At 70.2% G+C, this 22,751-nt stretch carries 24 protein-coding genes and 1 riboswitch; of the genes, 14 read left to right on the top strand and 10 right to left on the bottom strand.

All coding sequences use genetic code 11. The features are described 5' to 3' along the window. Window positions 1-153 precede the first annotated feature (153 nt). Window positions 154-309, top strand: a riboswitch (SAM riboswitch). 18 nt (window positions 310-327) lie between these two features. From thrC to ABZ880_RS46365, 8 genes are all read left to right on the top strand, one after another. Next, window positions 328-1,611, top strand: coding sequence for a threonine synthase (gene thrC / locus ABZ880_RS46400; RefSeq protein ID WP_361276991.1), 1,284 nt, complete (start codon window positions 328-330; stop codon window positions 1,609-1,611). Window positions 1,612-1,723: 112 nt separating this feature from the next. Continuing rightward, entirely contained in the window at window positions 1,724-1,999 is a 276-nt protein-coding gene (locus tag ABZ880_RS46395) for a MoaD/ThiS family protein (RefSeq protein ID WP_189186171.1), read from the top strand. A 451-nt stretch (window positions 2,000-2,450) separates the two neighbouring features. After that, window positions 2,451-2,657: a cold-shock protein gene (locus tag ABZ880_RS46390; protein WP_019057200.1), complete on the top strand. Its 207-nt coding sequence runs from the start codon at window positions 2,451-2,453 to the stop codon at window positions 2,655-2,657. Window positions 2,658-3,034: 377 nt separating this feature from the next. After that, the gene (groL, locus tag ABZ880_RS46385) at window positions 3,035-4,657 is read left to right on the top strand and encodes a chaperonin GroEL (protein ID WP_361276988.1); all 1,623 of its coding nucleotides are present in this window, start codon (window positions 3,035-3,037) and stop codon (window positions 4,655-4,657) included. A 189-nt stretch (window positions 4,658-4,846) separates the two neighbouring features. Further along, window positions 4,847-5,971 carry an NADH:flavin oxidoreductase gene (locus ABZ880_RS46380; protein WP_361276986.1) on the top strand — a complete coding sequence of 375 codons (1,125 nt, stop codon included), beginning with the start codon at window positions 4,847-4,849 and terminating at the stop codon, window positions 5,969-5,971. Between the two features lie 154 nt (window positions 5,972-6,125). Next, entirely contained in the window at window positions 6,126-6,728 is a 603-nt protein-coding gene (locus ABZ880_RS46375) for a GNAT family N-acetyltransferase (RefSeq protein WP_361276984.1), read from the top strand. Between the two features lies 1 nt (window position 6,729). Then, complete coding sequence (locus ABZ880_RS46370) at window positions 6,730-7,599, top strand: metallophosphoesterase (protein ID WP_361276982.1); 870 nt, start codon at window positions 6,730-6,732, stop codon at window positions 7,597-7,599. 2 nt (window positions 7,600-7,601) lie between these two features. Next, window positions 7,602-9,149, top strand: a complete 1,548-nt coding sequence (locus ABZ880_RS46365) for a carboxylesterase family protein (RefSeq protein ID WP_361276980.1) — start codon at window positions 7,602-7,604, stop codon at window positions 9,147-9,149. 3 nt (window positions 9,150-9,152) lie between these two features. Here ABZ880_RS46365 and ABZ880_RS46360 read toward each other — a convergent pair whose 3' ends face one another. From ABZ880_RS46360 to ABZ880_RS46350, 3 genes are read right to left on the bottom strand one after another with little or no spacing between them, the layout of a single operon-like run. Continuing rightward, the gene (locus ABZ880_RS46360) at window positions 9,153-9,722 is read right to left on the bottom strand and encodes a hypothetical protein (protein ID WP_361276978.1); all 570 of its coding nucleotides are present in this window, start codon (window positions 9,720-9,722) and stop codon (window positions 9,153-9,155) included. A gap of 56 nt (window positions 9,723-9,778) precedes the next feature. Next, on the bottom strand, window positions 9,779-9,994 hold the full coding sequence (locus tag ABZ880_RS46355; protein ID WP_361276976.1) for a DUF397 domain-containing protein: 216 nt from the start codon (window positions 9,992-9,994) through the stop codon (window positions 9,779-9,781). Then, window positions 9,978-10,817, bottom strand: a complete 840-nt coding sequence (locus ABZ880_RS46350) for a helix-turn-helix transcriptional regulator (protein ID WP_361276973.1) — start codon at window positions 10,815-10,817, stop codon at window positions 9,978-9,980. The genes ABZ880_RS46355 and ABZ880_RS46350 overlap by 17 nt, the downstream gene beginning before the upstream one ends. A 115-nt stretch (window positions 10,818-10,932) precedes the next feature. Here ABZ880_RS46350 and ABZ880_RS46345 point away from each other — a divergent pair, with 115 nt between their 5' ends. Beyond that, window positions 10,933-11,331: a hypothetical protein gene (locus tag ABZ880_RS46345; RefSeq protein WP_361276971.1), complete on the top strand. Its 399-nt coding sequence runs from the start codon at window positions 10,933-10,935 to the stop codon at window positions 11,329-11,331. Window positions 11,332-11,442: 111 nt separating this feature from the next. Here ABZ880_RS46345 and murQ read toward each other — a convergent pair whose 3' ends face one another. Together murQ and ABZ880_RS46335 are read right to left on the bottom strand one after the other, a co-directional pair. Continuing rightward, complete coding sequence (gene murQ, locus ABZ880_RS46340) at window positions 11,443-12,375, bottom strand: N-acetylmuramic acid 6-phosphate etherase (RefSeq protein ID WP_361276969.1); 933 nt, start codon at window positions 12,373-12,375, stop codon at window positions 11,443-11,445. A 41-nt stretch (window positions 12,376-12,416) separates the two neighbouring features. Further along, window positions 12,417-13,340, bottom strand: coding sequence for a MurR/RpiR family transcriptional regulator (locus ABZ880_RS46335; protein ID WP_361276967.1), 924 nt, complete (start codon window positions 13,338-13,340; stop codon window positions 12,417-12,419). A 56-nt stretch (window positions 13,341-13,396) separates the two neighbouring features. Here ABZ880_RS46335 and ABZ880_RS46330 point away from each other — a divergent pair, with 56 nt between their 5' ends. Both ABZ880_RS46330 and ABZ880_RS46325 read left to right on the top strand, forming a co-directional pair. Next, a complete protein-coding gene (locus ABZ880_RS46330; protein WP_361276965.1) occupies window positions 13,397-13,780 on the top strand; it encodes a hypothetical protein in 384 nt (127 codons plus the stop codon). Beyond that, window positions 13,777-14,049 carry a DUF4031 domain-containing protein gene (locus ABZ880_RS46325; protein ID WP_361276963.1) on the top strand — a complete coding sequence of 91 codons (273 nt, stop codon included), beginning with the start codon at window positions 13,777-13,779 and terminating at the stop codon, window positions 14,047-14,049. The genes ABZ880_RS46330 and ABZ880_RS46325 overlap by 4 nt, the downstream gene beginning before the upstream one ends. Window positions 14,050-14,078: 29 nt before the next feature. Here the strand turns inward: ABZ880_RS46325 and ABZ880_RS46320 are convergent, their stop codons facing one another. Together ABZ880_RS46320 and ABZ880_RS46315 are read right to left on the bottom strand one after the other, a co-directional pair. Continuing rightward, window positions 14,079-15,173 (bottom strand): GNAT family N-acetyltransferase, encoded by a 1,095-nt coding sequence (locus tag ABZ880_RS46320; RefSeq protein ID WP_361276961.1) that lies wholly within the window; start codon window positions 15,171-15,173, stop codon window positions 14,079-14,081. Between the two features lie 9 nt (window positions 15,174-15,182). Beyond that, the gene (locus ABZ880_RS46315; protein WP_361276959.1) at window positions 15,183-15,845 is read right to left on the bottom strand and encodes a hypothetical protein; all 663 of its coding nucleotides are present in this window, start codon (window positions 15,843-15,845) and stop codon (window positions 15,183-15,185) included. A gap of 46 nt (window positions 15,846-15,891) precedes the next feature. Between ABZ880_RS46315 and ABZ880_RS46310 the strand changes: the two genes are divergently transcribed. Both ABZ880_RS46310 and ABZ880_RS46305 read left to right on the top strand, forming a co-directional pair. Further along, window positions 15,892-16,569, top strand: a complete 678-nt coding sequence (locus tag ABZ880_RS46310) for a maleylpyruvate isomerase family mycothiol-dependent enzyme (protein ID WP_361276957.1) — start codon at window positions 15,892-15,894, stop codon at window positions 16,567-16,569. Window positions 16,570-16,687: 118 nt separating this feature from the next. Continuing rightward, entirely contained in the window at window positions 16,688-17,398 is a 711-nt protein-coding gene (locus tag ABZ880_RS46305; protein WP_361276955.1) for a copper homeostasis protein CutC, read from the top strand. On the opposite strand, the gene ABZ880_RS46300 is transcribed toward ABZ880_RS46305, so the two are convergent. Then, on the bottom strand, window positions 17,383-19,461 hold the full coding sequence (locus ABZ880_RS46300) for an ATP-binding domain-containing protein (protein WP_361277020.1): 2,079 nt from the start codon (window positions 19,459-19,461) through the stop codon (window positions 17,383-17,385). The two genes, ABZ880_RS46305 and ABZ880_RS46300, sit on opposite strands and share 16 nt — an antisense overlap. Window positions 19,462-19,740: 279 nt before the next feature. On the opposite strand from ABZ880_RS46300, the gene ABZ880_RS46295 reads away from it, so the two are divergent. Next, window positions 19,741-19,926: a hypothetical protein gene (locus ABZ880_RS46295; protein WP_361276953.1), complete on the top strand. Its 186-nt coding sequence runs from the start codon at window positions 19,741-19,743 to the stop codon at window positions 19,924-19,926. Window positions 19,927-20,077: 151 nt separating this feature from the next. Here the strand turns inward: ABZ880_RS46295 and ABZ880_RS46290 are convergent, their stop codons facing one another. Both ABZ880_RS46290 and ABZ880_RS46285 read right to left on the bottom strand, forming a co-directional pair. Next, on the bottom strand, window positions 20,078-21,721 hold the full coding sequence (locus ABZ880_RS46290) for a DNA repair helicase XPB (RefSeq protein ID WP_361276951.1): 1,644 nt from the start codon (window positions 21,719-21,721) through the stop codon (window positions 20,078-20,080). Window positions 21,722-21,831: 110 nt separating this feature from the next. Then, a complete protein-coding gene (locus ABZ880_RS46285) occupies window positions 21,832-22,731 on the bottom strand; it encodes a UTP--glucose-1-phosphate uridylyltransferase (RefSeq protein ID WP_361276949.1) in 900 nt (299 codons plus the stop codon). Window positions 22,732-22,751: the final 20 nt, after the last annotated feature.

The following is a 22,751-nucleotide window of genomic DNA, read 5'->3' as shown; positions in this document are numbered from 1 at the left end:
CTCCTCTGCGTTCTCTCGGCGATACCGGATCATCATGTGATCCATCTCGCGGTTCGGACGGCTATCTCAACTGTCCTGGCCTTCGGTTACAGTCTTGAACAACGCTGGTGACCATCGCATGTCGGGGGTCGGCCCGCGTTTACAACCGCATACCGCTCATCCAGAGGGGCAGAGGGAAACGGCCCGATGAAGCCCCGGCAACCCTCCAGTCGGCTCTCGTAGATCAATGTTGATCATTCCGCGAGGCTCCCGGCTAGGGAAGGTGCCAAATCCGTCTCACGGCGAGATGCGTCGTGAGGAAGATGAGGAGAAAGGGCCTCGCCTCACATGGCTGTGCAGACTGTTGCAAGCAACACGGATTCCACCGTCGACCTCGGTCCCGCCGCGGCGCTCTCCTGCCGCGAGTGCGGTCACCGGGTACCCCTCGGACCGGTCTTCGCCTGCGAGGAGTGTTTCGGCCCGCTCGAGATCGCGTACGACTTCTCGGCCTACGACACCGAGGAGCTCCGCAAGCAGATCGAGGCGGGACCCGCGAACATCTGGCGTTACGCGCCGCTGCTGCCCGTCCCGGCGGACGTGGCCGACAAGCCGAACATCAACCCCGGCTGGACCAAGCTCGTCAAGGCCGAGAACCTGGCGCGCGAGCTCGGTGTCACCGGTGGTTTGTATGTGAAGGACGACTCCGGTAACCCGACGCACTCCTTCAAGGACCGCGTCGTCGCCCAGGCGCTGGAGGCCGCGCGGGCCTTCGGCTTCACCACCCTCTCCTGCTCCTCCACCGGCAACCTGGCCGGTGCGGTGGGCGCCGCGGCGGCCCGCGCCGGCTTCCGCTCCTGCGTGTTCATCCCGCACGACCTCGAGCAGGGCAAGGTCGTCATGGCCGCGATCTACGGCGGCGAGCTCGTCGGCATCGAGGGCAACTACGACGACGTGAACCGCTTCTGCTCCGAGCTGATCGGCGACCCGGCCGGCGAGGGCTGGGGCTTCGTCAACGTCAACCTGCGGCCGTACTACGCCGAGGGCTCCAAGACCCTGGCGTACGAGATCTGCGAGCAGCTCGGCTGGCAGCTGCCGGACCAGCTGGTCGTGCCGATCGCCTCCGGCTCGCAGCTCACGAAGATCGACAAGGGGCTGCAGGAGCTGATCAAGCTCGGGCTCGTCGAGGACAAGCCGTACAAGATCTTCGGCGCCCAGGCGGAGGGCTGCTCGCCGGTGTCGGTCGCGTACAAGGCGGGCCACGACGTCGTACGGCCGCAGAAGCCGAACACGATCGCCAAGTCGCTGGCGATCGGCAACCCGGCGGACGGTCCGTATGTCCTCGACATCGCGCGGCGTACGGGTGGTGCGGTGGAGGACGTCAACGACGAGCAGGTCGTCGACGCGATCAAGCTGCTTGCGCGGACCGAGGGCATCTTCGCGGAGACCGCCGGGGGTGTGACCGTCGGCGTGACGAAGAAGCTGATCGAGAACGGTCTGCTGGATCCGACGCTGACCACGGTCGTGCTGAACACCGGCGATGGGCTCAAGACGCTGGACGCGGTGGCCGGCACTGGGCTTACGGCGACCATCCGCCCCAACCTGGACTCGTTCCGTGAGGCTGGGCTCGCCTAGTCGTTTTCGTCTGCGGGCCGGTGGGGGCTGGTCGCGCCCACGTGGCGGTAGCCGCACATTCAACACAGCCCCGCGCCCCCGAAAGCCCGATACCTGACCCGGAGGTTCCATCGTGAGCGTCAACGTCCGCATCCCCACCATCCTGCGTACCTACACCGGTGGCCAGGCCGAGGTGACCGCCGAGGGTGGCACCCTCGCCGAGGTCATTGCCGACCTGGAGAAGAACCACACCGGGATCGCTGCCCGGGTTCTCGACGACCAGGGGAAGCTTCGCCGCTTCGTCAATGTGTACGTGAACGACGACGACGTGCGGTTCGAGCAGGGGCTGGAGACGGCGACTCCGGACGGTGCGGGCGTCTCGATCATCCCGGCCGTCGCCGGAGGCTGACGGAGCGTACCGGCCGCCCCGATTATTACCGTCGGTAACGCCGGTTACCAAGAGTTCACTGAATTGCCCCCTCCGTGAGAGAAGCGGAGGGGGCAATTCTGCATGGTTGAGCACGGTACAGTTGGGGAACCTGCTGCTTTCTGCATGCCGGATGCATATGAGTACTGACTTCGGATGCGATGAGAAGCAGCCAAAGTGTGCAGGTCTTTTGCGTCTTATGCTCCTTTTATGGGGCCCGACTTGCCCTGAATTCAGGCGAATTCTCCGTAAATTCCCGACCGGTCTTGCCCGGAATTCTCGTCCGATTGACCTGTTGCAGACGGCAGTTGGGCAGATACATTCAGCCGCGGTCGACGCGTTCCGGCGCACGCCCCCAACCGTGGGGGGTGAGGTCTGACCCGGATCCGCGAAGTGTGGATCTGTGCAAGGGCCAGTAATAGGGGAGTTAGGCATGGCTCAGGGCACCGTCAAGTGGTTCAACGCGGAGAAGGGGTACGGCTTCATCGCGGTCGACGGTGGTGCGGATGTTTTCGTCCACTACAGCGCGATTCAGATGGACGGCTACCGCACCCTGGAAGAGGGTCAGCGGGTCGATTTCGAGATCTCGCAGGGCCAGAAGGGGCCGCAGGCGGACATGGTCCGTCTGGCGACCAGCTGAAGCACGCGCCGGGTTAACTGCAGCGACGTTCTTCTTCGAGGGGCCCGCACCAGCAGGTGCGGGCCCCTCGGCATGTCCGGGGGCGGGTTGGGAGCCGAGCCCGGGGGTGGGCCCGGCCCGTGAGGGGCGCTTGCGCCCACCCGTCGCCCGACCACCACCCCTCAACGAGCCCGCTCCGCGGGCGCACCTTGCACTCGGGAGGGGCGAGTGCTAATCATTGGCGTTAGCACTCTGAAGGTGAGAGTGACAAAGAAGGACCGGGTCGGTGAGGCCCGCAGGCCGGGTGGGGCAAGGAACCACGAGGTGTGCGAGCCGTCCGTCGCGGGCGCGGGCGCGGTCCGAAGGAATCACCCCCAGTCCTGGAGGGACCACTTCACATGGCCAAGATCATCGCGTTCGACGAGGAGGCGCGGCGCGGCCTCGAGCGCGGCATGAACCAGCTCGCGGACGCCGTGAAGGTGACGCTCGGCCCCAAGGGCCGCAACGTCGTCCTCGAGAAGAAGTGGGGCGCCCCCACGATCACCAACGATGGTGTGTCCATCGCCAAGGAGATCGAGCTCGAGGACCCGTACGAGAAGATCGGCGCCGAGCTGGTCAAGGAAGTCGCCAAGAAGACGGACGACGTCGCCGGTGACGGTACGACCACCGCGACCGTTCTCGCCCAGGCCCTCGTGAAGGAAGGCCTGCGCAACGTAGCCGCCGGCGCCAACCCGATGGCCCTCAAGCGCGGTATCGAGAAGGCCGTCGAGGCCGTCTCCGGTGCCCTGCTCGAGCAGGCGAAGGATGTCGAGACCAAGGAGCAGATCGCTTCCACGGCCTCCATCTCCGCCGCCGACACCCAGATCGGCGAGCTCATCGCCGAGGCCATGGACAAGGTCGGCAAGGAAGGCGTCATCACCGTCGAGGAGTCCCAGACCTTCGGTCTGGAGCTGGAGCTCACCGAGGGTATGCGCTTCGACAAGGGCTACATCTCGGCGTACTTCGCCACCGACATGGAGCGTATGGAGGCCGTCCTCGACGACCCGTACATCCTGATCGCCAACTCCAAGATCTCCTCGGTCAAGGACCTGCTCCCGCTGCTGGAGAAGGTCATGCAGTCGGGCAAGCCGCTGCTGATCATCGCCGAGGACGTCGAGGGCGAGGCCCTGTCGACCCTGGTCGTCAACAAGATCCGCGGCACCTTCAAGTCCGTCGCCGTCAAGGCCCCGGGCTTCGGCGACCGCCGCAAGGCCATGCTCAACGACATCGCCATCCTCACCGGCGGCGAGGTCATCTCCGAGGAGGTCGGTCTCAAGCTCGAGAACACCTCCCTGGACCTCCTGGGCAAGGCCCGCAAGGTCGTCATCACCAAGGACGAGACCACCATCGTCGACGGTGCCGGCTCCTCGGACCAGGTCGCCGGCCGGGTGAACCAGATCCGCGCCGAGATCGAGAACAGCGACTCGGACTACGACCGCGAGAAGCTGCAGGAGCGCCTGGCGAAGCTCGCCGGCGGTGTCGCGGTCATCAAGGCCGGTGCCGCCACCGAGGTGGAGCTCAAGGAGCGCAAGCACCGCATCGAGGACGCCGTCCGCAACGCGAAGGCCGCCGTCGAGGAGGGCATCGTCGCCGGTGGTGGCGTCGCGCTCATCCAGGCGTCCACCGTCTTCGAGAAGCTGGACCTCGAGGGTGACGAGGCGACCGGCGCCCAGGCCGTGAAGCTCGCGCTCGAGGCCCCGCTGAAGCAGATCGCCGTCAACGCCGGCCTCGAGGGCGGTGTCGTGGTGGAGAAGGTGCGCAACCTGACCCCGGGCCACGGCCTGAACGCCGCGACCGGCGAGTACGTCGACCTGGTCAAGGAAGGCATCATCGACCCGGCGAAGGTCACGCGCTCTGCCCTGCAGAACGCCGCCTCCATCGCCGCGCTCTTCCTCACCACCGAGGCCGTCATCGCCGACAAGCCGGAGAAGGCCGCCGCGCCCGCCGGTGGCGGTATGCCGGGCGGTGACATGGACTTCTGATCGACCGGTTCGGTTGATCAACGTCCTTACCGAGGGCGGCACTTCCTGTCTGTCACAGACGGGGGGTGCCGCCCTCGGGCGTGTCCGGCCCGGCATGTGAGGCAGCGCATAGGCGGTTGCTTAAGAAGGTGCAACAATGCGTGTGCACATACCCCCCGGTTAACACTGCCTTCATGAGGAGTCCCCCAGGTGACCGTCACCACGCCCGCCTCCCGAGCGGCCCAGATCCTGTCCCGCCCGATCACGCTCGGCGGTCTCACCGTCCCGAACCGCATCGTGATGGCGCCGATGACCCGGATGTTCTCCCCGGGCGGCGTCCCCGGCGAGGACGTGCGCTCCTACTACGCGCGCCGTGCTGCCGCCGGTGTCGGGCTGATCGTCACCGAGGGCACGTACGTCGGCCATGACTCGGCCGGCAACAGCGACCGCGTACCGCGCTTCCACGGTGAGGAGCAGCTCGCGGGCTGGGCCAAGGTCGCCGAGGACGTGCACGCGGCGGGCGGCACGATCGTCCCGCAGCTGTGGCACATCGGCATGGTCCGCGAGCAGGGACAGGCGCCGTACGCCGACGCCCCCGCCGTCGGCCCCTCCGGCCTGGTGAACGCGGGCGCCGAGCCGACCGGCAAGGCGATGACCCAGCAGGACGTGGACGACGTCATCGGCGCGTTTGCGGAGGCCGCTGCCGCCGCCGAGCGCATCGGCTTCGACGGCGTGGAGCTGCACGGCGCCCACGGCTACCTCCTCGACCAGTTCCTGTGGGCGGGCACGAATCGCCGTACGGATGCCTACGGTGGTGACGCCGTCGGCCGCGTCACGTTCGCGGCGGAGATCGTCGCGGCGGTCCGTGAGGCGGTGTCTCCCGAGTTCCCGATCATCTTCCGTTACTCGCAGTGGAAGCAGCAGGAGTACACCGCGCGGCTCGCCGAGACCCCGGAGGAGCTGGAGGCGATCCTCACGCCGCTGGCCGCCGCCGGTGTCGACGTCTTCCACGCCTCCACCCGCCGTTACTGGCTGCCGGAGTTCGACGGTTCGGACCTGAACCTGGCCGGGTGGACCAAGAAGCTCACCGGCAAGCCGGTCATCACCGTCGGCTCGGTCGGCCTCGACGGTGACTTCCTCAAGGGCTTCCAGGGCGAAGGGGCGCCGGTCAAGGGCATCGACAACCTTCTCGACCGGCTGGAGGCGGATGAGTTCGACATGGTCGCGATCGGTCGGGCGCTGCTGCAGGATCCGGAGTGGGCGGCGAAGGTTCTTGCGGGGCGGGTGGATGAGCTGGCGCCGTATGACGCGGCAGCGCTGCGCTCGCTGAGCTGAAAATTGTGCGGGGCGGTGGGGGTTGCTGTCCCTGGGGGCTGCGCCCCCGGCCCCCCATCGGCCTTCGGCCTCGTCCTCAAACTCCCCCAGAGGGGGTATCCCCGGACGGGCTGGAGGGTGCCGGGCGGGTTGGATGAATGCGTACTGTGAGGCCATGCCTCACGTCTCCGCCCGTCTCGCCTCTCCCGCTGACATCGACTCCATCGTCTCCACTTTCACCAGCGCCTTCTTCCACGATCCGGTGTGGGGGTCCGCGTTCCCCGACGAGCGGCGGCGGGCCGCCCAGGCAGCCGTCATGTGGCGGGTCTACGTGACCTCCGCCCTGCGGTATCCGTGGACGTTCGTGACGCCCGACGCCGAGGCCGCCGCTCTTTGGATCCCGCCGGGTGGGGTCGAGCTCCTTCCGGAGGAAGTGGCCGGGCTGGAGCGGAACTTGGCGCGGGTCACGGATCCCGACACGGCTCGGGCGATCATGGCTGTCGGGGAGCAGTTCGAGGCGGTCCATCCCGCCGAGCCCTTCTTCTACCTCACCATCCTGGGCACCCACACCGACCACCGCGGCAAGGGGCTCGGCATGGCGCTGCTGGCCGAGAGTCTCGCTCGTATCGACGAGGTCGGCGCACCCGCGTACCTGGAGTCGACCAATCCCGCCAACCTCAAGCGGTACGAGAGCGTGGGCTTCGCCGTCCGTGACGAGATCGTCCTCCCCACGGGGCAGGTGGTGACGACGATGTGGCGGGCCGCTAGCGTTTCGTGACATGCGGATACTGCATCTGTCCGACACTCATATCGAGCGCACCGACACCCCCGACAAGCACGGCGTCAACGCGACCGACTCGCTCCGGCTCATGCTCCACGAACTGCGGCACCAGCGCGGTGTGGACGCGATCGTCGTCACCGGGGACCTCGCCAACGACGGGGCGGTGGAGGCGTACACGACCGTGCGCGACCTGATCGGCGAGTTCGCGAGGCGTATGGACGCGCCCGTCTTCTGCACCACCGGCAACCACGACGAGCGCGAGGCCTTCGCCAAGGTGCTCGGCAGCGGGCATCTCGCCGTCGACGGCAGCGACCGTGCGCACACCACCGGCGCCGAGCGGTGTGCGGTGAGCACGGTGGGCGGGTGGCGCTTCGTGACGCTGGACTCGCTCGTGCCGGGGGAGGTGTACGGGCGCTTGGGTGCGGCCCAACTGGAGTGGTTGCGGGGTGTGTTGAGTGAGCCTGCTGAGCGGGGCACCGTCCTCGCCTTTCATCATCCGCCGATCGCCCTCGGCATCTCGGCGACCCAGCCCGTCTTCGGGCTGCGCGAGCCGGGCGAGTTGGCGGAGGCGGTCCGGGGGAGTGATGTGCGGGTCGTACTCTCCGGGCACTACCACCTCCAGCTCTTCGGGCTGTTGGAGTCGGTGCCGGTGTGGGTCACGCCGGGGATCGTCAACCGCATCGACCTGACCACCGCGCCCGGGACCGAGCGGGCGGTGCGCGGGGCGTCCGCCTCGCTGGTGGAGCTCGGTGACGGGTCGGGCGGGCCGATGTTCCATACCTTCCACGCCCGTGACCCGCGCGCCCACGAGACCGTGTACGAGCTGGACGAGGAACGGACTCGGGACCTGATCGAGAGGCTGGGCTGAGGATGACGACAACCGAGGCGCGGGATTCGGCTGCCGAAAAGCTCGTCGTGCGCACCGCCGCCGGTGCCGTGCGCGGGCGGCGGGAGGACGGGCTGACGGTCTTCCGCGGTATCCCGTTCGCCGAACCGCCGGTCGGGGAGGCCCGGTTCGGGGCGCCGCGGCCCGTACGGGCCTGGGAGGGGACTCGGGAGGCGTACACCTTCGGACCGCCGCCTCCGCAGGAGTCCGCCTTCATGGGCAGGACGGGCGTGCTCGACGTGCCCGAGGGCGACGACTGGCTGACCGTCAACGTCTGGACCCCGGAGGCCGATTCGGCGTCGCTCCGCCCGGTGATGGTGTGGATCTACGGCGGCGCCTACAAGCTGGGCCACTCCGGCAGCCCGGGCTATGACGCCCAACGCATGGCTCGGGACGGCGACTTGGTCGTCGTCACCCTCAACTACCGAGTCGGCATCGAAGGATTCGCGCGTATCGACGGGGCGCCCGCCAACCGGGGGCTGCTCGACCAGGTCGCCGCGCTGGAATGGGTGCGGGACAACATCATCGCGTTCGGCGGCGACCCCGGGCAGGTCACGGTTTTCGGGGAGTCGGCGGGCGCGGGGTCGGTGGCCTCGCTGCTGGCGATGCCGAGCGCGCGGGGGCTGTTCCGGCGGGCGATCGCGCAGAGTGTGCCGGGAACGTACTTCTCCGACGAACTGGCCCGGGACATCGCCCGGGCGATCGCATCGCAGGCGGGTCTGTCGCCGACCGCGGCCGACCTGGCCACGGTCGATCCGCGCCGGCTCACGGCGGCGGGCGAGGCGGTGGGTGCGAAAATGCGGGCGTACGCGGACCGGTGGGGGCAGGTGGCGCCCACGGCCACTCCCTTCTCGCCCGTGGTGGACGGCGAGGTGCTGCCGGCCCCGCCCTGGCTGGCGGTGGCGGCGGGCGCGGCGAGGGACGTGGAGTTGCTGGTCGGGCACAACCGCGACGAGTTCCGGCTGTTCCTCGTCATGGGCGGGCAGCTCGGGAAGATCGGGGAGGAACAGGCGGCCTGGGCGCTCCGGACATTCGCGCCGGGAGGCGCGGAGGGGGAGCTGTCGTATCGTGCCGCCTTCCCGGAGGCGACGCCCGGTGAGCTGTTCGAACGGGTGCAGACGGACTGGCTGTTCGGGATGCCGACGCTCCGGCTGGCCGAGGCGCAGATCGCGGCCGGCGGCCGGGCGCACGTCTATGAACTGACCTGGCCGGCGCCCGGGAGCGGCGGGGTCCTCGGGGCGTGCCACGCCCTGGACGTCCCCCTGCTCTTCGGCACGTTCGAGGCGGATCTGGGGCTGCTGCTGTTCGCCGGGAGCGGGGTTCCGGCGGAGGCGGAGGAGCTGTCGGCGCGCTTCCGGGCGTCGTGGACGGCGTTCGCGCGGACCGGGGAGCCGGGCTGGCCGGCGTACGGGAACGAGGAGCGGCTGGTCCAGGTGCTGGATGCGAAGCCGGAGGTCAGGCCGTATCCGGAGGAGGCGTCGCGGCGGCTGTGGGAGGGGTACGAGTTCGGTGAGCTGCCGTTGCTGAAGTAGCCGCTAGAGATTGCCGAGGGGCTCGATGTCGACCTTCACCGGCGTACCCCAGACGCGCAGCACCTCGTAGTCGGTGAACTCATGGACGAGCCGGTACGCCATCGCCGGCCTCGGTCCACGCCTCTGCGCGGCAAGGTAGAGCTCGGCCTCGCGTCGGTCCCGGCGCGGAGTGCCGCACAGCTGCCACGCCTGGCCGTTCCACGCCTCCGGCAGCCAGCGCTGCTGGGGCTGGGGGCGGTCGGCGCTGACGCCGTAGCGGGAGGGGACGGTCTCGGTGGCGTGCGAGGGGACGGGACCGCCGTTGTACTCGGCGCGGCGGGCCGCGCGGCGGCGGGTCTCGCACAGCAGACAGAGGTCGTGGGCGTTCTCGTCGACCGGGCCGTTCGGGTGCTCGGGGCAGCGGGTGGCGGGCGCGGCGGAGGTGACGCTCTCGTCCAGCAGGTCCAGGGCGCGGCGGAGATCTGCCTTGACCTCGTGGAGCCTGGCGTCCGGGGTGTCGGCGGTGAGGGCCTCGCCGTGCTCGCCCAGAAGGCGGAGGGCGCGGCCCAGAGCGGTGAGCTGGGCGTGGTTCATGAGTATCAGTCTGCGTAATCCTCGAGCTTTTCGGTGCTCTGTAGGTCAAGCCCCCGTCATCGACTTGCCGTCGCCTTCACGCCCTCCACAAATGCCGACCAGGCCTCCGCCCGGAACGTGAGCTTCGGGCCGTGGGGGTTCTTGGAGTCGCGGACGGGGACGAGGGTGGGGTGGCCGTCGGACACTTCGAGGCAGTTGCCGCCGCTGCCGCCGCTGTAGCTGGACTTGTGCCAAACGGCCGCGTCCAGGTCGTACTCAGGAATGCTCCTCATGGGCGTAATCCTGCGCTATGGCCTCGATCAAGACCAGGGAGTTCTCCGGAGAGAGCGCGCAGGCCGCGAGGCGATCGAAGGTGTATCGCCGCTGCTTGACGGTAGCGGGGTCGTCCTCCAGGCGCCCGGTGCCGACACCCTCGAAGTAGACCAGTGGAGGGGCGGCCTCGAAGTCCATCAGTTTGATGGCGCCCTCCATTGCTGCGTGTGCTCCTGCCTCGAACGGCAGGACTTGCACGATGACCCGGTACAGGCGGATCAGACCGGCGATGTGGCTCAGCGTCTTCGTCATCACCCCGCGCCCGCCTGTCACTCGACGCAATGCCGCCTCGTCAAGTACCGCCCACAACAACGGGCATGTTGGACCGTCGAGGATGCGAGCCCGCTCCACACGGGCCGCCACGAGCTTCTCGATCTCCTCGTCCGGCGCTGTCGGCTGGTACGCCCGGCACACGGCCCTTGCGTACTCGGGCGTCTGGAGCAGGCCAGGGATGAGGAGTGGCGCGTACTCCCTGATCTCCGTGGCGTTCTCTTCTGCCTCCGCCGCCTCCGCGAAGTGCTCGGGGTACTTGGACTTGTTGGCTGCGCCGCAGTTCCGCTCGAAGAAGCCGTCCGTGCCGAGGAGCTTGTCGAGCAGTGGAGCCATGTCTGCCTGCAAGCGCCGCGTACCCGCCTCCAGCTGCCCGATGAACGTGCCGCTCACGAACACCTGGGCGCCCAGGGCCTCCTGGCTGAGCCCCTTCTTCTCGCGCGCATGGCGCAACTCCGCCCCCAGCAGCGCGCGAGGCGATGACGACGGATCGAGGTCCTTCGGTCCTGGCATGTGCAACTCCCGGTCTAACAGCAGGGGTTGTTCGGCCGCCCCGTATGGCCAGGTTAGGCATCTGGCCGACACGCTGTGTTGCGAATCGCAAACTCAGCGTGGAGGTACGAGCAACGTGCGGTCGACCGAAGAAGTCGTCGAAACCCTGCGGGAGGCCCTCGTGGGTGTCGGCGTCGTCCTGCCCTCTCTCGCCGTCGACCCCGTCACCGGCGCGAGCGACGAACCCTTCGCCCTCGTCGACCTCGGCCGCTGCAACACCCGCACCGCCGAACGCCTCGCCTCCGTCCTGCGCGGCGAACAGCCGGCCGTCGGGGAGCACGTGACCGACGTACGGGACGGCCGGATCGGCGAGGTCATGGGCCACGTCGGCGGCAGAGTGCAGTTGCGGCCGGTCGGCGGAGGCCGGGAGTGGGACTGCCCGCCGGGTTCGGTCGGGCCGGCGCCACCGGAGGAGGTGTTGCGGGCGCGGGCGCGGGTGCGGGAGGTCAACCGGCAGAGGCGGCTGCCCTGTTGACCGCCGAGACCGCGCTCGTCCGGCGTCCAGGAGAATTCCGGCAAGATTGCTGACAGGACCCGGGCGACTTCATCAAGTGGATCGCCGCGGTGAGTGGTTACCGGAAGTAGGTCACCGGGCCTCCGCCAGTGCCGCGCGCAGATGGCCGCCCGAGTCCTCCAGGAGGCGGGCCGCCGTGGGGCCGTCGACGCCGGCCAGGAGGGTGAGGATCGCGTTCTTGACCTCTCCGTCGGTGGCCGCGAGGGCCCGCTCGATCTCGTCGTCCGACGCTCCCGTGGCGAGGGCGACGATACGGCGGGAACGGGCCCGCAGCTTCTCGTTCGAGGCGCGTACGTCGACCATCAGGTTCCCGTACGTCTTGCCGAGCCGGATCATCGTGATCGTCGAGAGCATGTTGAGGACGAGCTTCTGGGCGGTGCCCGCCTTGAGGCGGGTCGAGCCGGTCAGCAGCTCCGGGCCGACGACGATCTCGATGCCGTGATCGGCGGCCGCCGCGAGCGCGCTGTCGGCGTTGCAGGCCAGGCCGATGGTCAACGCGCCCTGCGCACAGGCGTGTTCCACGGCTGCGATCGCGTACGGCGTGCGGCCGGAGGCGGAGATGCCGACCACCGTGTCGGCGGCGATGAGGCGCAGGGCGTCGAGGTCGCTGCGGGCGAGTTCCGCGGAGTCCTCGGCGCCCTCGACCGAGGTGACCATGGCGTCGGGGCCGCCCGCGATCAGGCCGACGACCTGCTCCGGGTCCGTGTTGAAGGTCGGCGGGCACTCGGAGGCGTCCAGGACGCCGAGCCGACCGGCGGTGCCGGCCCCGGCGTAGATCAACCGGCCGCCCCGCGCCATGCGTTCCGCCACGGCGTCGATGGCGGCGGCGATCTCGGGCAGCCGCCGGGCGACGGCGGCCGGGACGGACGCGTCCTCCGTGTTCATGAGCCGGGCGATCTCGAGGGTGGGGAGCCGATCGATGTCGGCGAGGTCCTGACGAAACGCCTCGGTGGTCAGCGCTTCCAACTCGGCGCGGAGGCCACGGGGGTTGGAGGTGGAGGTCATGGGGGGCGGCTCTTTCAGGTGTGCGGTTCCGGTGGATGCTTCTAACGGCGGTGCCGATGCGCCAGCGCTTCGTAGGACGCGGCCAGCGCGGGCGCCGCCGTCTCGTACGTCTTCTGTGCCACCCCCACGAACAGGCAGTCCACGACCAGGAGTTGGCTGGTCCGGGAGGACATCGCGGCCGGCCGCAGCTCGCTCTCCCGCGCCGTGGACGTCGTCAGCACATGGTCGGCGTACTGGGTGACCGCCCCGTCCGGCCGTCCGGTGATCGCCACCGTCGTCGCCCCGTGCTCGAAGGCCACCCGGAGCGGTTCGATGACATCGCCGGTCGACCCGGAGTGCGTGATGGCGATCGCGACGTCCCCGGTGCGCAGCTGCACCGCGTTCGTGACGGCGAGGTGCGGATCGCTGTGCGCCTGGGCTATCAGTCCTATTCGCAGGAGCTTCTGCGTGAGGTCCTGGGCGACAAGGCCGGACGCCCCCACCCCGTACACGTCGATGCGCCGCGCCACCGCAGCCGCGGCGACCGCCGCCCCCAACTGCACCGTGTCGAGCCCGGCCGCCGTGTCGGCGAGGGTCTGCTGCTCGTCGTACGCAAGTTTCGCCACGACGTCGGCGATCGGGTCGTCGACCGCGATGTCGGTGGTGATGGCGGGCGCGCGGCCGGACTGCTGCTGGGCGGCGAGTCCCGCGAGGGCGAGCCGCAGGTCCCGGTAGCCGGGGTAGCCGAGCAGCCGGGCCGTCCGTACGACCGTCGCCTCGCTGGTGCCGGTGAGTTCGGCGAGCCCGGTGACCGTGAGGGCGGCGCAGCCGGCCGGATCGCCCGCGACGGCCTCGGCGACCCGCTGCATGGAGCGGGTCATGGAAGGGGCGAGGGTGCGCACCTTGGCGGCGAGGGCGGCGGGCGCGGGGGGTGCGGCCGCCTGGCTCCCCGGCGCTGCGAAAATTTCCTTCACGTTCTGGGTCACGTATGAAAGATATTTTCGGCTCGGTGTCTTGGTCAAGAGTGCGCACAATGGGGGGCATGCACCCCATCAGTCCCCTGGAGCAGGCGTTGCACGCGGCGCGCGCCCTCGTGCTCGCCGACCTGGCCGCGGGCGAGGTCGCCGCGGCCGACGTGGTGTCCATCGTCGAGGAGTCCGTGGTGCAGCGGCGCTGGTGGGTCGAGCAGTGGCCGGAGGGCGCGGAGTACGTGGCCGGGCTGGTCGCACAGGACGTCCAGGACGCGCTGCTGGAGGCGTACGGCCGCTGGCCGCTGTGCCCGGTGTGCGGCTCCGGCGACCCGCACGCCCTGGACGTCGAACCGGAGCTGGGCGCCGACCCGCACTGGGTCTGTCACAAGGCGGGCGTGAAGGTCGCGGCGGTGGGGGCACTGCGGTCGGCCACCGGCGGGATGTCCTCGTCGTGACGGTGTACATCGACCCGCCGACCTGGCCCGGGCACGGGCGGATGTGGTCGCACCTGATCAGCGACGTCTCGTACGACGAACTACGGCTGTTCGCCGACGAGTTGGGCGTGCCCCGGCGCGCCTTCGAGCGCGACCACTACGACATTCCGTCGCATCGGTACGCGGACGCGGTGCGGGCGGGGGCGGTGGAGGTCAGCAGCCGTGAGGTGGTGCGGTTGCTGACGGGGGCGGGGCTGCGCAGGCCGAAAGGGCGCCCTGCGCAGCCGTAGGACTGAAGTGGGCCTCCGGTCCCGGTCCCTCAGTCCTTGAGCACGTACAGCCGCAGATCCGTCTCCAACTCCCCGTGCGACTTCTCCTCTTCGACGGTCGCGCGGGTGAAGCCGGCCCGGGCGACCACGCGTTGCGAGGCCGCGTTCTCGTGGTCTATCGCTGCGAAGAGCACGTGTACGTCGTCCCGGGCGAGTGCCCAGTCCGCCAGTGCGCGCAGGGCCTCGGTCGCGTAGCCGTTGCCGCGGGCGGGCTCGGCGAGGTCGTAGCCGATCTCTACCCGCCCCTCCTCGTCGGGGACGCCGTGGAAGCCCATGCCGCCGATCGCGCGGCCGTCTTCCCTGCGTACGAGGGCGAACACGCCGAACTCCGGGCGGTGGACGCCTCCTTCGTACGCCTTGAGCATGAAGCCCGAGGCCTCGCGCGTGCCCTCGAACGGGCCGCCCTCGATCCACTCGAAGCCGCCGTCGCCGCCCGCCACCAGGTCGCGCGCGGCCGCGGGTGTGATGCCCTGCAGGGTGAGGCGGTCGGCGGGCAGGGCGAGGTTGTTGTTCCAGCGCCACTCGGTGAGGCGGGCGCGGCCGGGGAGTTCGCCGCGGCCGGTGGCCCACAGGAACGTGCGCCAGTGGTCGGGGCCGGGCTGGACGTGCGGGAAGATCCGGGTGAGGACGAACTCCGGGAGCTCGGACGGGGGTTCGTACTCCAGGCCCAGACCGCCCGCGATGTCGTGGGTGTGGGCGAGGACCTCGGCGATGCCCATCGCGGCGAATCCCTCGCGGTTCGCGCTGCGGAAGGGGTACGGGTGGAAGGCGCGGACCTCGCGCGGTGCGGTGCGGACGGCCGCGGCGAGCAGGGCGCCGGTCGTCTCGATCACATGCAGCAGGCCGGCGTTGTCGGTGCCTTCGTCGAGGGTCAGCTCGAAGGGGACGTAGGCGTCCTGGGCGCGTCCTGCCAGGTTGGCCGCGTACGCGATGAGGTCGTCCGCGACATGGACCGCCGTCTGGTGGACGCTCCACTCCAGCCCCGCCGCGTTCACCGCTCTCCAGTCCCGGTCCACCGCCGGCCGCAGCGCCGCCACACAGCCCGCCACGGCCTGATCCACCTGGTCCCCGCCCCACGCATACATGGGCGCAGACTATGCGGCCGGGTCCGTGGGCGGCGACAGCATTTCCAGCTCGGCGCCGAGGTTGTACCGAGCCGTTGCCTCCCACTTCTCCTGGCCGTACGGCGTCCTGAACAGCCTTGGGAGATCCAGGAGTTGGCGCAGGATCGCGGAGCGGCCCTCGCGGAAGGCGTCGCTGGGCACGAAGTGGTATTCCTCGCGGACGGCGGCCGTGTACGCGGCGTACGCGGACGGGGGCGAGGCCAGGATCGCGAGGTCGGCGTCGCACAGGACCTGGCCGTTGCGGTCGTCGTCGGCCGGGTCGTGGGTGACGGTGAGGCGGACCAGGCGGGCGACCTCGGCGGTCCTGTCCTTCGGGATCCCGGCTTCGGGGAGGGCGCGTTCGGCGAGGCGGGCGGAGCGTTCCTCGTTCTCGGAGCGGTCGGGGAAGTACACGGCGTCGTGGAACCAGGCCGCGAGGCGTACGGCGTCGGGATCGTCCGCGTGCTTCTCCAGTACGTCGATGTGGTCCAGGACCGCCGTGAGGTGCGCGAGCGTGTGGTACCGGCGCTGCGGCTCCTGCCAGCGGACCAGCAGATTGTCGGCGTACGGTGCCGGGTCGGGGCCGGCGCCGGGGGAGCGGGCTCCTTCCAGGGCGCGGGTCCAGCGGGTGCGCAGGGCGTCGAGATCGGCCATGTCCTCATTCTCCCGCCGATCACCGGGCGCCCATAGCGTGGAGCCCATGACGACTGCAGACCTGCACGACGTACGCGACCCCGAACTGCCCGGCCGGCTCCTGACCACCGAACGCGATGCGCTGATACCTCTCCTGCGCTCCCGTCCCGACGCCGACTTCGCGCTCCCGACCGCAGCGTGTCCCGGCTGGAGCGTGCGGGACGTGCTCGCGCACTGTTCGTCCGCGCTGATCCGGGTGGTGGAGGGCCGCTTCGAGAAGGGAGTCTTCTCGCCCGAGTCGAACGACCGGGACATCGCCGAGCGCACCGGCTGGACGAACGCGCAGGTCGTCGACGAGCTGGAGCGCGGGATGACCGAGGCCGGGCCGCTGATCGCCAAGGCCGGCGGGGTGCTGGACGTGATCGCGCTGGGCGAGTGGGTGCACGCGGGGGATGTGCGCGACGTCTTCGGGGAGCTGGGCGCGTACGCGGGCGCGGGGCTGCCGGACGCGCTCACCCTCCTCGCGCGGATCACCCGGGAGAAGGGGCACGTGCCGCTGCACGCCGACCTCGACGACATGGACGAGCCGCTGCGGCTGGGCGAGGCGAGCGGGGAGCGGACGCCGGCCCGGTTCATCGGCGACGCCGCCACGCTCGTACGGCTGTATGCGGGGCGACCGGTGGCGCAGGGGGCGTCGTACGAGCTGGCGGGGGTGGCGGCGGGGGAGTTGAACATCTTTCGGTGACCGGCTGAACATCTCCGGCCGGCCGGGGGCGATCTCGCGCCCCTCGCCCCACCGTCGTACCCTGAGATTGGACTAGACCTGTTAGCCGCTCCAGGGGAACACCGATGGAAGGGGTCCTATGAGCACGCGTGCAGTCCTGGAGGTGATCGCCCTCGACGTCGTGGATGCGGTCGCCGCCCAGGCCGGAGGCGCGGACCGCCTCGAGCTCGTCACCGACATGGCGGCCGACGGGCTCACCCCGCCGGTCGCCACCGTCGCCGGGATCCGAGCCTGCGTCGACATCCCGCTGCGCGTGATGCTGCGGTTGGCGGACGGCTTCGCGGCGGGGGACGTGGGGCGGCTGGTGCGGCTGGCTCGGGACATGCGGAGCGCGGGGGCCGAGGAGTTCGTGCTGGGGTTCCTCGATGCCGACGGGGGTGTCGATCTGGGGGCTGTGGAGCGGGTTGTGGAAGAGCTGGACGGGTGCCGGTGGACGTTCCACCGCGCCATCGACCACGCGGCCGACCGGGACGCGCTGCGCAAGCAGCTGGACGGGCTGCCGGGCCTCGACACCTTCCTCACGGCCGGTTCGGCCGCGGGGGTCGACGACGGGCTCCCCACGCTGCTCGCCGAGGCGGCAAGAGGCGGGGAGCCGGGTTACGAGCAGCAGCTCCTGGTGGGTGGTGGGCTGCGGCTGGAGCACCTGCCGCGGCTGAGGGCCGCCGGGGTCGATGCCGTTCACATCGGCGGGGCCGCGAGACCGGGCGGCTGGAGCGGACCGGTGTCGGCGCAGGCGGTGCAGGAATGGCGCCGGGCCCTGGACCTGCAGCCGACTCAGCTCTCCAGCTGAGCCGGCAGCGGGGCCGCATGCGTGACGATCAGGCCTGAGACGGCTCGGGTCAGGGCCACGTACAGGCGGCGCAGGCCCGTTCGCTCGTCCGGCTCGCCGTCGACCACGGCCTGCGGCTCGTCGAGGACCACGTAGTCGTACTCCAGGCCCTTGGCGAGTGACGCCGGGACCAGGGTGAGGCGGGTCTCGGCCGTCGTCTCCTCGCCGGGGGCGAGGTAGGTGATGCCCGCCGCCGTGAGGGCCTCGGCCAGGTCCGGGATGCGGGCGTCCGCCGCGATCAGACCCGTCGAGCCCTCGTTGCGCAGCAACTCCTCGCAGGCGGCGACCACTTCGGTGGTGGCGGTGGTCGGGCGGAGGGCGAAGAAGCCGGGGTTCTCGCGGACCGACGCGACCGGGGTGAGGCCCGGGGCGATGTGCGGGAGGAGCCGGGAGGCGTAGGTGATGACGTCCGTCGGGACGCGGAAACCGGCCGTGAGCTCCTCGATGACACCGTCCGCCTTGCCGAGGTGGGTGAGCGCCTCGTCCCAACTCCTCGTCGCCCAGGGTGTGGTGCCCTGCGCCAGGTCGCCGAGGACGGTCGCGCTGCCGGTGGTGCAGCGGCGGCCGACCGCGCGGTACTGCATGGGGGAGAGGTCCTGCGCCTCGTCCAGGACGACATGGCCGAGGGAGTGCGTGCGCTGCACGATGTCCGTCGCTTCGTCGATCAACACGGCGTCCGCGGCGGACCACTTGGCGGACTTCACCGAGCGGACCGCCCTTTTGCCAGATCCAGGCAGCGCCCACAGGATCGTCTTCTGCTCGTCCTCGTCGAGGATCCCCTCCGCGTGCACGGCGAGGAAGTCCGCGTCCGTGAGCAGGCGCAGGACGAGTTTCGCCGGGTCGACCGGCGGCCAGACCTGCTTCACCGCCGCCTTGACCGCCGCGTTGCGGGCCACCGCGTCCTGCACCCGGTCGTCCGGCGCCTCGCCCGACCGCTCCATCTGCACCAGCACGGCATGCGCGATGCGCTGCGGCAGGGCCTCGCGGGCGGCGCCGTAGCGGATGTCGCGGCCCTGCAACTCCCGGACGATCTCCTCGAGTTCGTACGCCGGGACCCGCCAGCGACGCGAACCGCGCACCACGACCACCGGCTCGGTCGGCATGGTGACGTGCGAGTAGACGGCGCGGCGCAGCACCTCCGCCATCCTCGCGTCGCCCTTGATGATCGCGGCCGCCGCGTCGTCGGCCCCCCTGACCTCGACATGGCCCACCAGGTCGTCGACCGTGGCCTGCCTGACGGTCAACTCGCCCAGTGCGGGCAGCACTTGCTCGATGTAGTGCAGGAAGGACCTGTTCGGCCCGATGACGAGGGTGCCGGTGCGGGCGAGGCGGTCGCGGTGGGCGTACAGCAAGTACGCGACCCGGTGCAGACCGACGGCCGTCTTCCCGGTCCCCGGGCCTCCCTGCACGCACACGGTGCCGCCCAGACCGCTCCGTACGATCTCGTCCTGCTCGGGCTGGATGGTCGCGACGATGTCGCGCATCGGACCCACGCGCGGGCGCTCGATCTCCTGCTGGAGCAGCTTGCTGGTGCGGGCCGCCTCGGCCGGGTCGGAGAGGTGCTCGTCCTCGTACGCCGTGATGTCGCCGCGGGTGTACCCGAAGCGGCGGCGCAGCGCGATGTCCAGCGGGTCCTTCTTGGACGCCCGGTAGAACGGCTGCGAGACCGGCGCCCGCCAGTCGATCACCATCGGGTCGCCGTCGTGGTCGTGCACGTGCCGGCGCCCGATGTAGAAGCGCTCGCCCTCCGCGCCCTCGGCCCGGTCGGCGCCCGGCGCGTGCAGGTAGTCGAGGCGGCCGAAGAACAGCGGGGTGTCGCTGAGGTCGGCCAGCGCCTTGATCCGCTCGTCGATCTGGCGGGCCAGGACCTCGGCGTTGACCCAGTTCGCGGTGACATCGCTGATGTCGAGCGACTCGACGTCCTCGCGCATGGCGCGGAGCGCGGCGCGGGAGTCGGCGAGGTGGGTGCGCTCGCGGGAGAGGGGGTCGTCGAGAGGGGCGGGGTCGTCGACGGGCGTGGACAAGGGGGTGCCTCCGGAGGTGCTGCGGGCCGAGGTCTGCGAGGTGCCGGCCGGTTTCCGTCCGGTCGGCGGCGCTCCGGGGAGGGAGGCGGGCAAGAGCGGAAATTCTAGGCGAGCGGGAGAGGGGGAGGCCAACGGTTTTCCCACCGCCGTCCGACCCCTAGGGGACGGCCCCCTAGTCCCCGGGAGGGACGGACTCTTCCCGTAGTCGTACACGGCGACGACGGAGGTTCGGCCCGGAGGCCGATGCCCTCCTGACGCCTCGCGAGCAACCATGGATACATGAGCGCAGCAACCTTCACCCCGGCCCCCGGCAGTCCGCGCCCGCCCGGCGCCACTCCCGTCCTCGGCAGCCACCGCCACCGCCTCGGCGACGCCCTGCGCGCCGTGAAGGTGTTCGCGGGCGCAGCGTTCGACGTGATCGTCCTCGGTGAGTACGGCGAGGAATCGGGCGTACGCCGCAAGTAACGGCACAGGTTCAGAGCAGCGGCACAGGTTCAACCGGCCTGGTGGGAGCAGCCGTTGACGGCGCCCCCGGCCCCCTCATCACGCCGGCGCTCAGCTTGCGAGGACCAAGGGCTGGTTCGACGAGTACGCCCGGTGGACCGCTCGTACAGCGTCAGTCCTCCGCCAGCAGTTCGTCCGCGTCCACGATCCGGTACGCGTACCCCTGCTCCGCAAGGAACCGCTGGCGGTGGGCGGCGAAGTCCTGGTCGATGGTGTCGCGGGCGACGACGGAGTAGAAGTGCGCCTGGTGACCGTCGGCCTTGGGACGGAGCACCCGCCCGAGCCGCTGTGCCTCCTCCTGGCGTGAGCCGAAGGTGCCGGACACCTGGATCGCCACCGTCGCCTCCGGCAGGTCGATCGAGAAGTTCGCGACCTTGGACACGACCAGGACGCTGATCTCGCCCTCCCGGAAGGCGTCGAAGAGCTTCTCGCGCTGGGCGTTGGACGTCTCGCCCTTGATCACGGGGGCGTTCAAGTGCTCGCCCAGCTCGTCGAGTTGGTCGATGTACTGCCCGATGACGAGGATCTGCTGCCCGGCGAAGCGGCGGACGATCGCCTCCGTGACCTTGCGCTTGGTCGCCGTGGTCGCACAGAAGCGGTACTTCTCCTCCTGCTCGGCGGTGGCGTACGCGAGCCGCTCGGAGTCGGTGAGGTTGACCCGCACCTCCACGCAGTCGGCGGGCGCGATGTACCCCTGCGCCTCGATCTCCTTCCACGGTGCGTCGAACCGCTTGGGCCCGATGAGCGAGAAGACGTCGGACTCCCGTCCGTCCTCGCGCACGAGGGTCGCGGTCAGCCCGAGCCGCCGCCGGGCCTGCAGATCGGCGGTGAACTTGAAGACCGGCGCGGGCAGCAGGTGCACCTCGTCGTAGAGGATGAGCCCCCAGTCCCGGGAGTCGAAGAGCTCCAGGTGCGGGTAGACACCCTTCCGCTTCGTCGTCAGCACCTGGTAGGTGGCGATGGTGACCGGCCGGATCTCCTTCTTCGTCCCGCTGTACTCACCGATCTCGTCCTCGGTGAGCGAGGTCCGCTTCACCAGCTCGTGCTTCCACTGCCGGGCGGAGACGGTGTTGGTGACGAGGATGAGCGTGGTCGACTTGGCCTGCGCCATGGACCCGGCGCCGACGAGCGTCTTACCGGCACCACAGGGCAGCACCACGACACCGCTGCCGCCGTGCCAGAAGTTCTCCACGGCCTGCTTCTGATACGGCCTGAGCGCCCACCCGTCCTCGACCAGCTCGATCGGGTGCGCCTCGCCGTCGACGTAACCGGCGAGGTCCTCGGCGGGCCAGCCCAGCTTGAGCAGCGTCTGCTTGATCTGCCCGCGCTCGGAGGGATGGACGATCACGCTGTCCGGGTCGATCCGGGCCCCGACCAGCGGCGCGATCCGCTTGGACCGCAGCACCTCTTCGAGCACAGGCCGGTCGGTGGTCGTCAGGACGAGGCCGTGCGCGGGGTGCTTGCTCAGCGTCAGCCGCCCGTACCGGTCCATGGTCTCGGCGACGTCGACGAGCAGTGCGTGCGGCACCGGATAACGGCTGAACTGCACGAGCGCGTCCACGACCTGCTCGGCGTCGTGCCCGGCCGCGCGCGCGTTCCACAGCCCGAGCGGCGTCACCCGGTAGGTGTGGATGTGCTCCGGCGCCCGCTCCAGCTCGGCGAACGGCGCGATGGCCCGACGGCACTCGTCGGCCTGCTCGTGGTCGACCTCCAGGAGCAGGGTCTTGTCCGACTGCACGATCAGCGGTCCGTTCACGTACGCCCATCCCTTCCGCACGGCCAAACGTCAAGTGTGCCTCATGTGCAAGTGATCAAGCGGGCCGTGCGACGGCGCCCTACCGCTTCCGCGACCTGTCGACCAGGGCGTCAGGGGCGGTCCTCGGTGAGCTCGGCCAGGCGGCGCAGATGCGGTCCGTACTCCGGGTCGGCGAGGGCGGCCGCGAACTGTGCGGTCAGGTAGGCCAGCGGGTTGCCGGTGTCGTACCAGCGGCCCTGGATGACCTGGCCGTACACCGCCTTGGTGCCGGCGTAGGCGTTGATGGCGTCGGTCAGGTAGATCTCGCCGGTCCGGTGCTCGTACCAGGCCTTGGTCTGCTTCCGCAGTTCCTCGACGATGCCCGGCGTGATGACGTAGCCGCCGATGGCCGCGTACGCGGAGGGCGCGTCCTGGGGCTCGGGCTTCTCGACCAGGCCGGTGATGCGGAGGAGGCCGTCGCCGAGGTCCTCCTTGACCCGGGGGACGCCGTAGCGCTGCGAGTCGGCCGGGTCCATCGGGAGGAGGGCGAGGACCGGGCAGCTGGTCGCCTCGTAGGCGCGGATCAGCTGCTGGGCGCGGGGGACGTCGGCGACGAAGACGTCGTCCGGCCACAGCACCAGGATCGGCTCGTCGCCGACGTTGCGGGCGGCGTTCAGGACCGGGGTGCCGTTGCCGTACGGGCCGTGCTGGTCGAGGTAGGTGATGTGGCCGAGCCGGGAGAGCTCGCCGACCTCCTCCACCGCGTCCGCGTAGGCCGTCTTGCCGTCCGCCCGCAGCTGGGCGACGAGCGCCGGATTCGGCCGGAAATGGTCCTGGATCAGCCCCTTCCCACCGGACACGACGATCGTGATGTCGGTGATCCCGGACGCCACGAGCTCGCGGACGGTGTGCTCGACGACGGGTTTGTCACCGACGGGCAGCATCTCCTTCGGGATCGCCTTGGTGAGGGGGAGGAGCCGGGAGCCCAGGCCGGCGGCGGGGATGACTGCGCGGCGGATCGTCGTGGCCATGGGGCCCCTTTCGTCGAAAA

The sequence above is a fragment of the Streptomyces sp. NPDC047043 genome (genome assembly GCF_040644055.1).
Lineage (GTDB): Bacteria > Actinomycetota > Actinomycetes > Streptomycetales > Streptomycetaceae > Streptomyces.
This window is presented reverse-complemented; position numbering and strand designations above follow the sequence as displayed.

Coding starts and splice junctions, on each gene's coding strand:
- ABZ880_RS46360 (WP_361276978.1), bottom strand. CDS start 9,722: ATGAACCACGCCCAGCTCACCGCTCTGGGCCGCGCCCTCCGCCTTCTG.
- ABZ880_RS46320 (WP_361276961.1), bottom strand. CDS start 15,173: ATGTATGCGTGGGGCGGGGACCAGGTGGATCAGGCCGTGGCGGGCTGT.
- murQ (WP_361276969.1), bottom strand. CDS start 12,375: ATGACCTCCACCTCCAACCCCCGTGGCCTCCGCGCCGAGTTGGAAGCG.
- groL (WP_361276988.1), top strand. CDS start 3,035: ATGGCCAAGATCATCGCGTTCGACGAGGAGGCGCGGCGCGGCCTCGAG.
- ABZ880_RS46350 (WP_361276973.1), bottom strand. CDS start 10,817: ATGCCAGGACCGAAGGACCTCGATCCGTCGTCATCGCCTCGCGCGCTG.
- ABZ880_RS46370 (WP_361276982.1), top strand. CDS start 6,730: ATGCGGATACTGCATCTGTCCGACACTCATATCGAGCGCACCGACACC.
- ABZ880_RS46365 (WP_361276980.1), top strand. CDS start 7,602: ATGACGACAACCGAGGCGCGGGATTCGGCTGCCGAAAAGCTCGTCGTG.
- ABZ880_RS46390 (WP_019057200.1), top strand. CDS start 2,451: ATGGCTCAGGGCACCGTCAAGTGGTTCAACGCGGAGAAGGGGTACGGC.
- ABZ880_RS46315 (WP_361276959.1), bottom strand. CDS start 15,845: ATGGCCGATCTCGACGCCCTGCGCACCCGCTGGACCCGCGCCCTGGAA.
- ABZ880_RS46330 (WP_361276965.1), top strand. CDS start 13,397: ATGCACCCCATCAGTCCCCTGGAGCAGGCGTTGCACGCGGCGCGCGCC.
- ABZ880_RS46305 (WP_361276955.1), top strand. CDS start 16,688: ATGAGCACGCGTGCAGTCCTGGAGGTGATCGCCCTCGACGTCGTGGAT.
- ABZ880_RS46310 (WP_361276957.1), top strand. CDS start 15,892: ATGACGACTGCAGACCTGCACGACGTACGCGACCCCGAACTGCCCGGC.
- ABZ880_RS46375 (WP_361276984.1), top strand. CDS start 6,126: ATGCCTCACGTCTCCGCCCGTCTCGCCTCTCCCGCTGACATCGACTCC.
- ABZ880_RS46355 (WP_361276976.1), bottom strand. CDS start 9,994: ATGAGGAGCATTCCTGAGTACGACCTGGACGCGGCCGTTTGGCACAAG.
- ABZ880_RS46285 (WP_361276949.1), bottom strand. CDS start 22,731: ATGGCCACGACGATCCGCCGCGCAGTCATCCCCGCCGCCGGCCTGGGC.
- thrC (WP_361276991.1), top strand. CDS start 328: ATGGCTGTGCAGACTGTTGCAAGCAACACGGATTCCACCGTCGACCTC.
- ABZ880_RS46295 (WP_361276953.1), top strand. CDS start 19,741: ATGAGCGCAGCAACCTTCACCCCGGCCCCCGGCAGTCCGCGCCCGCCC.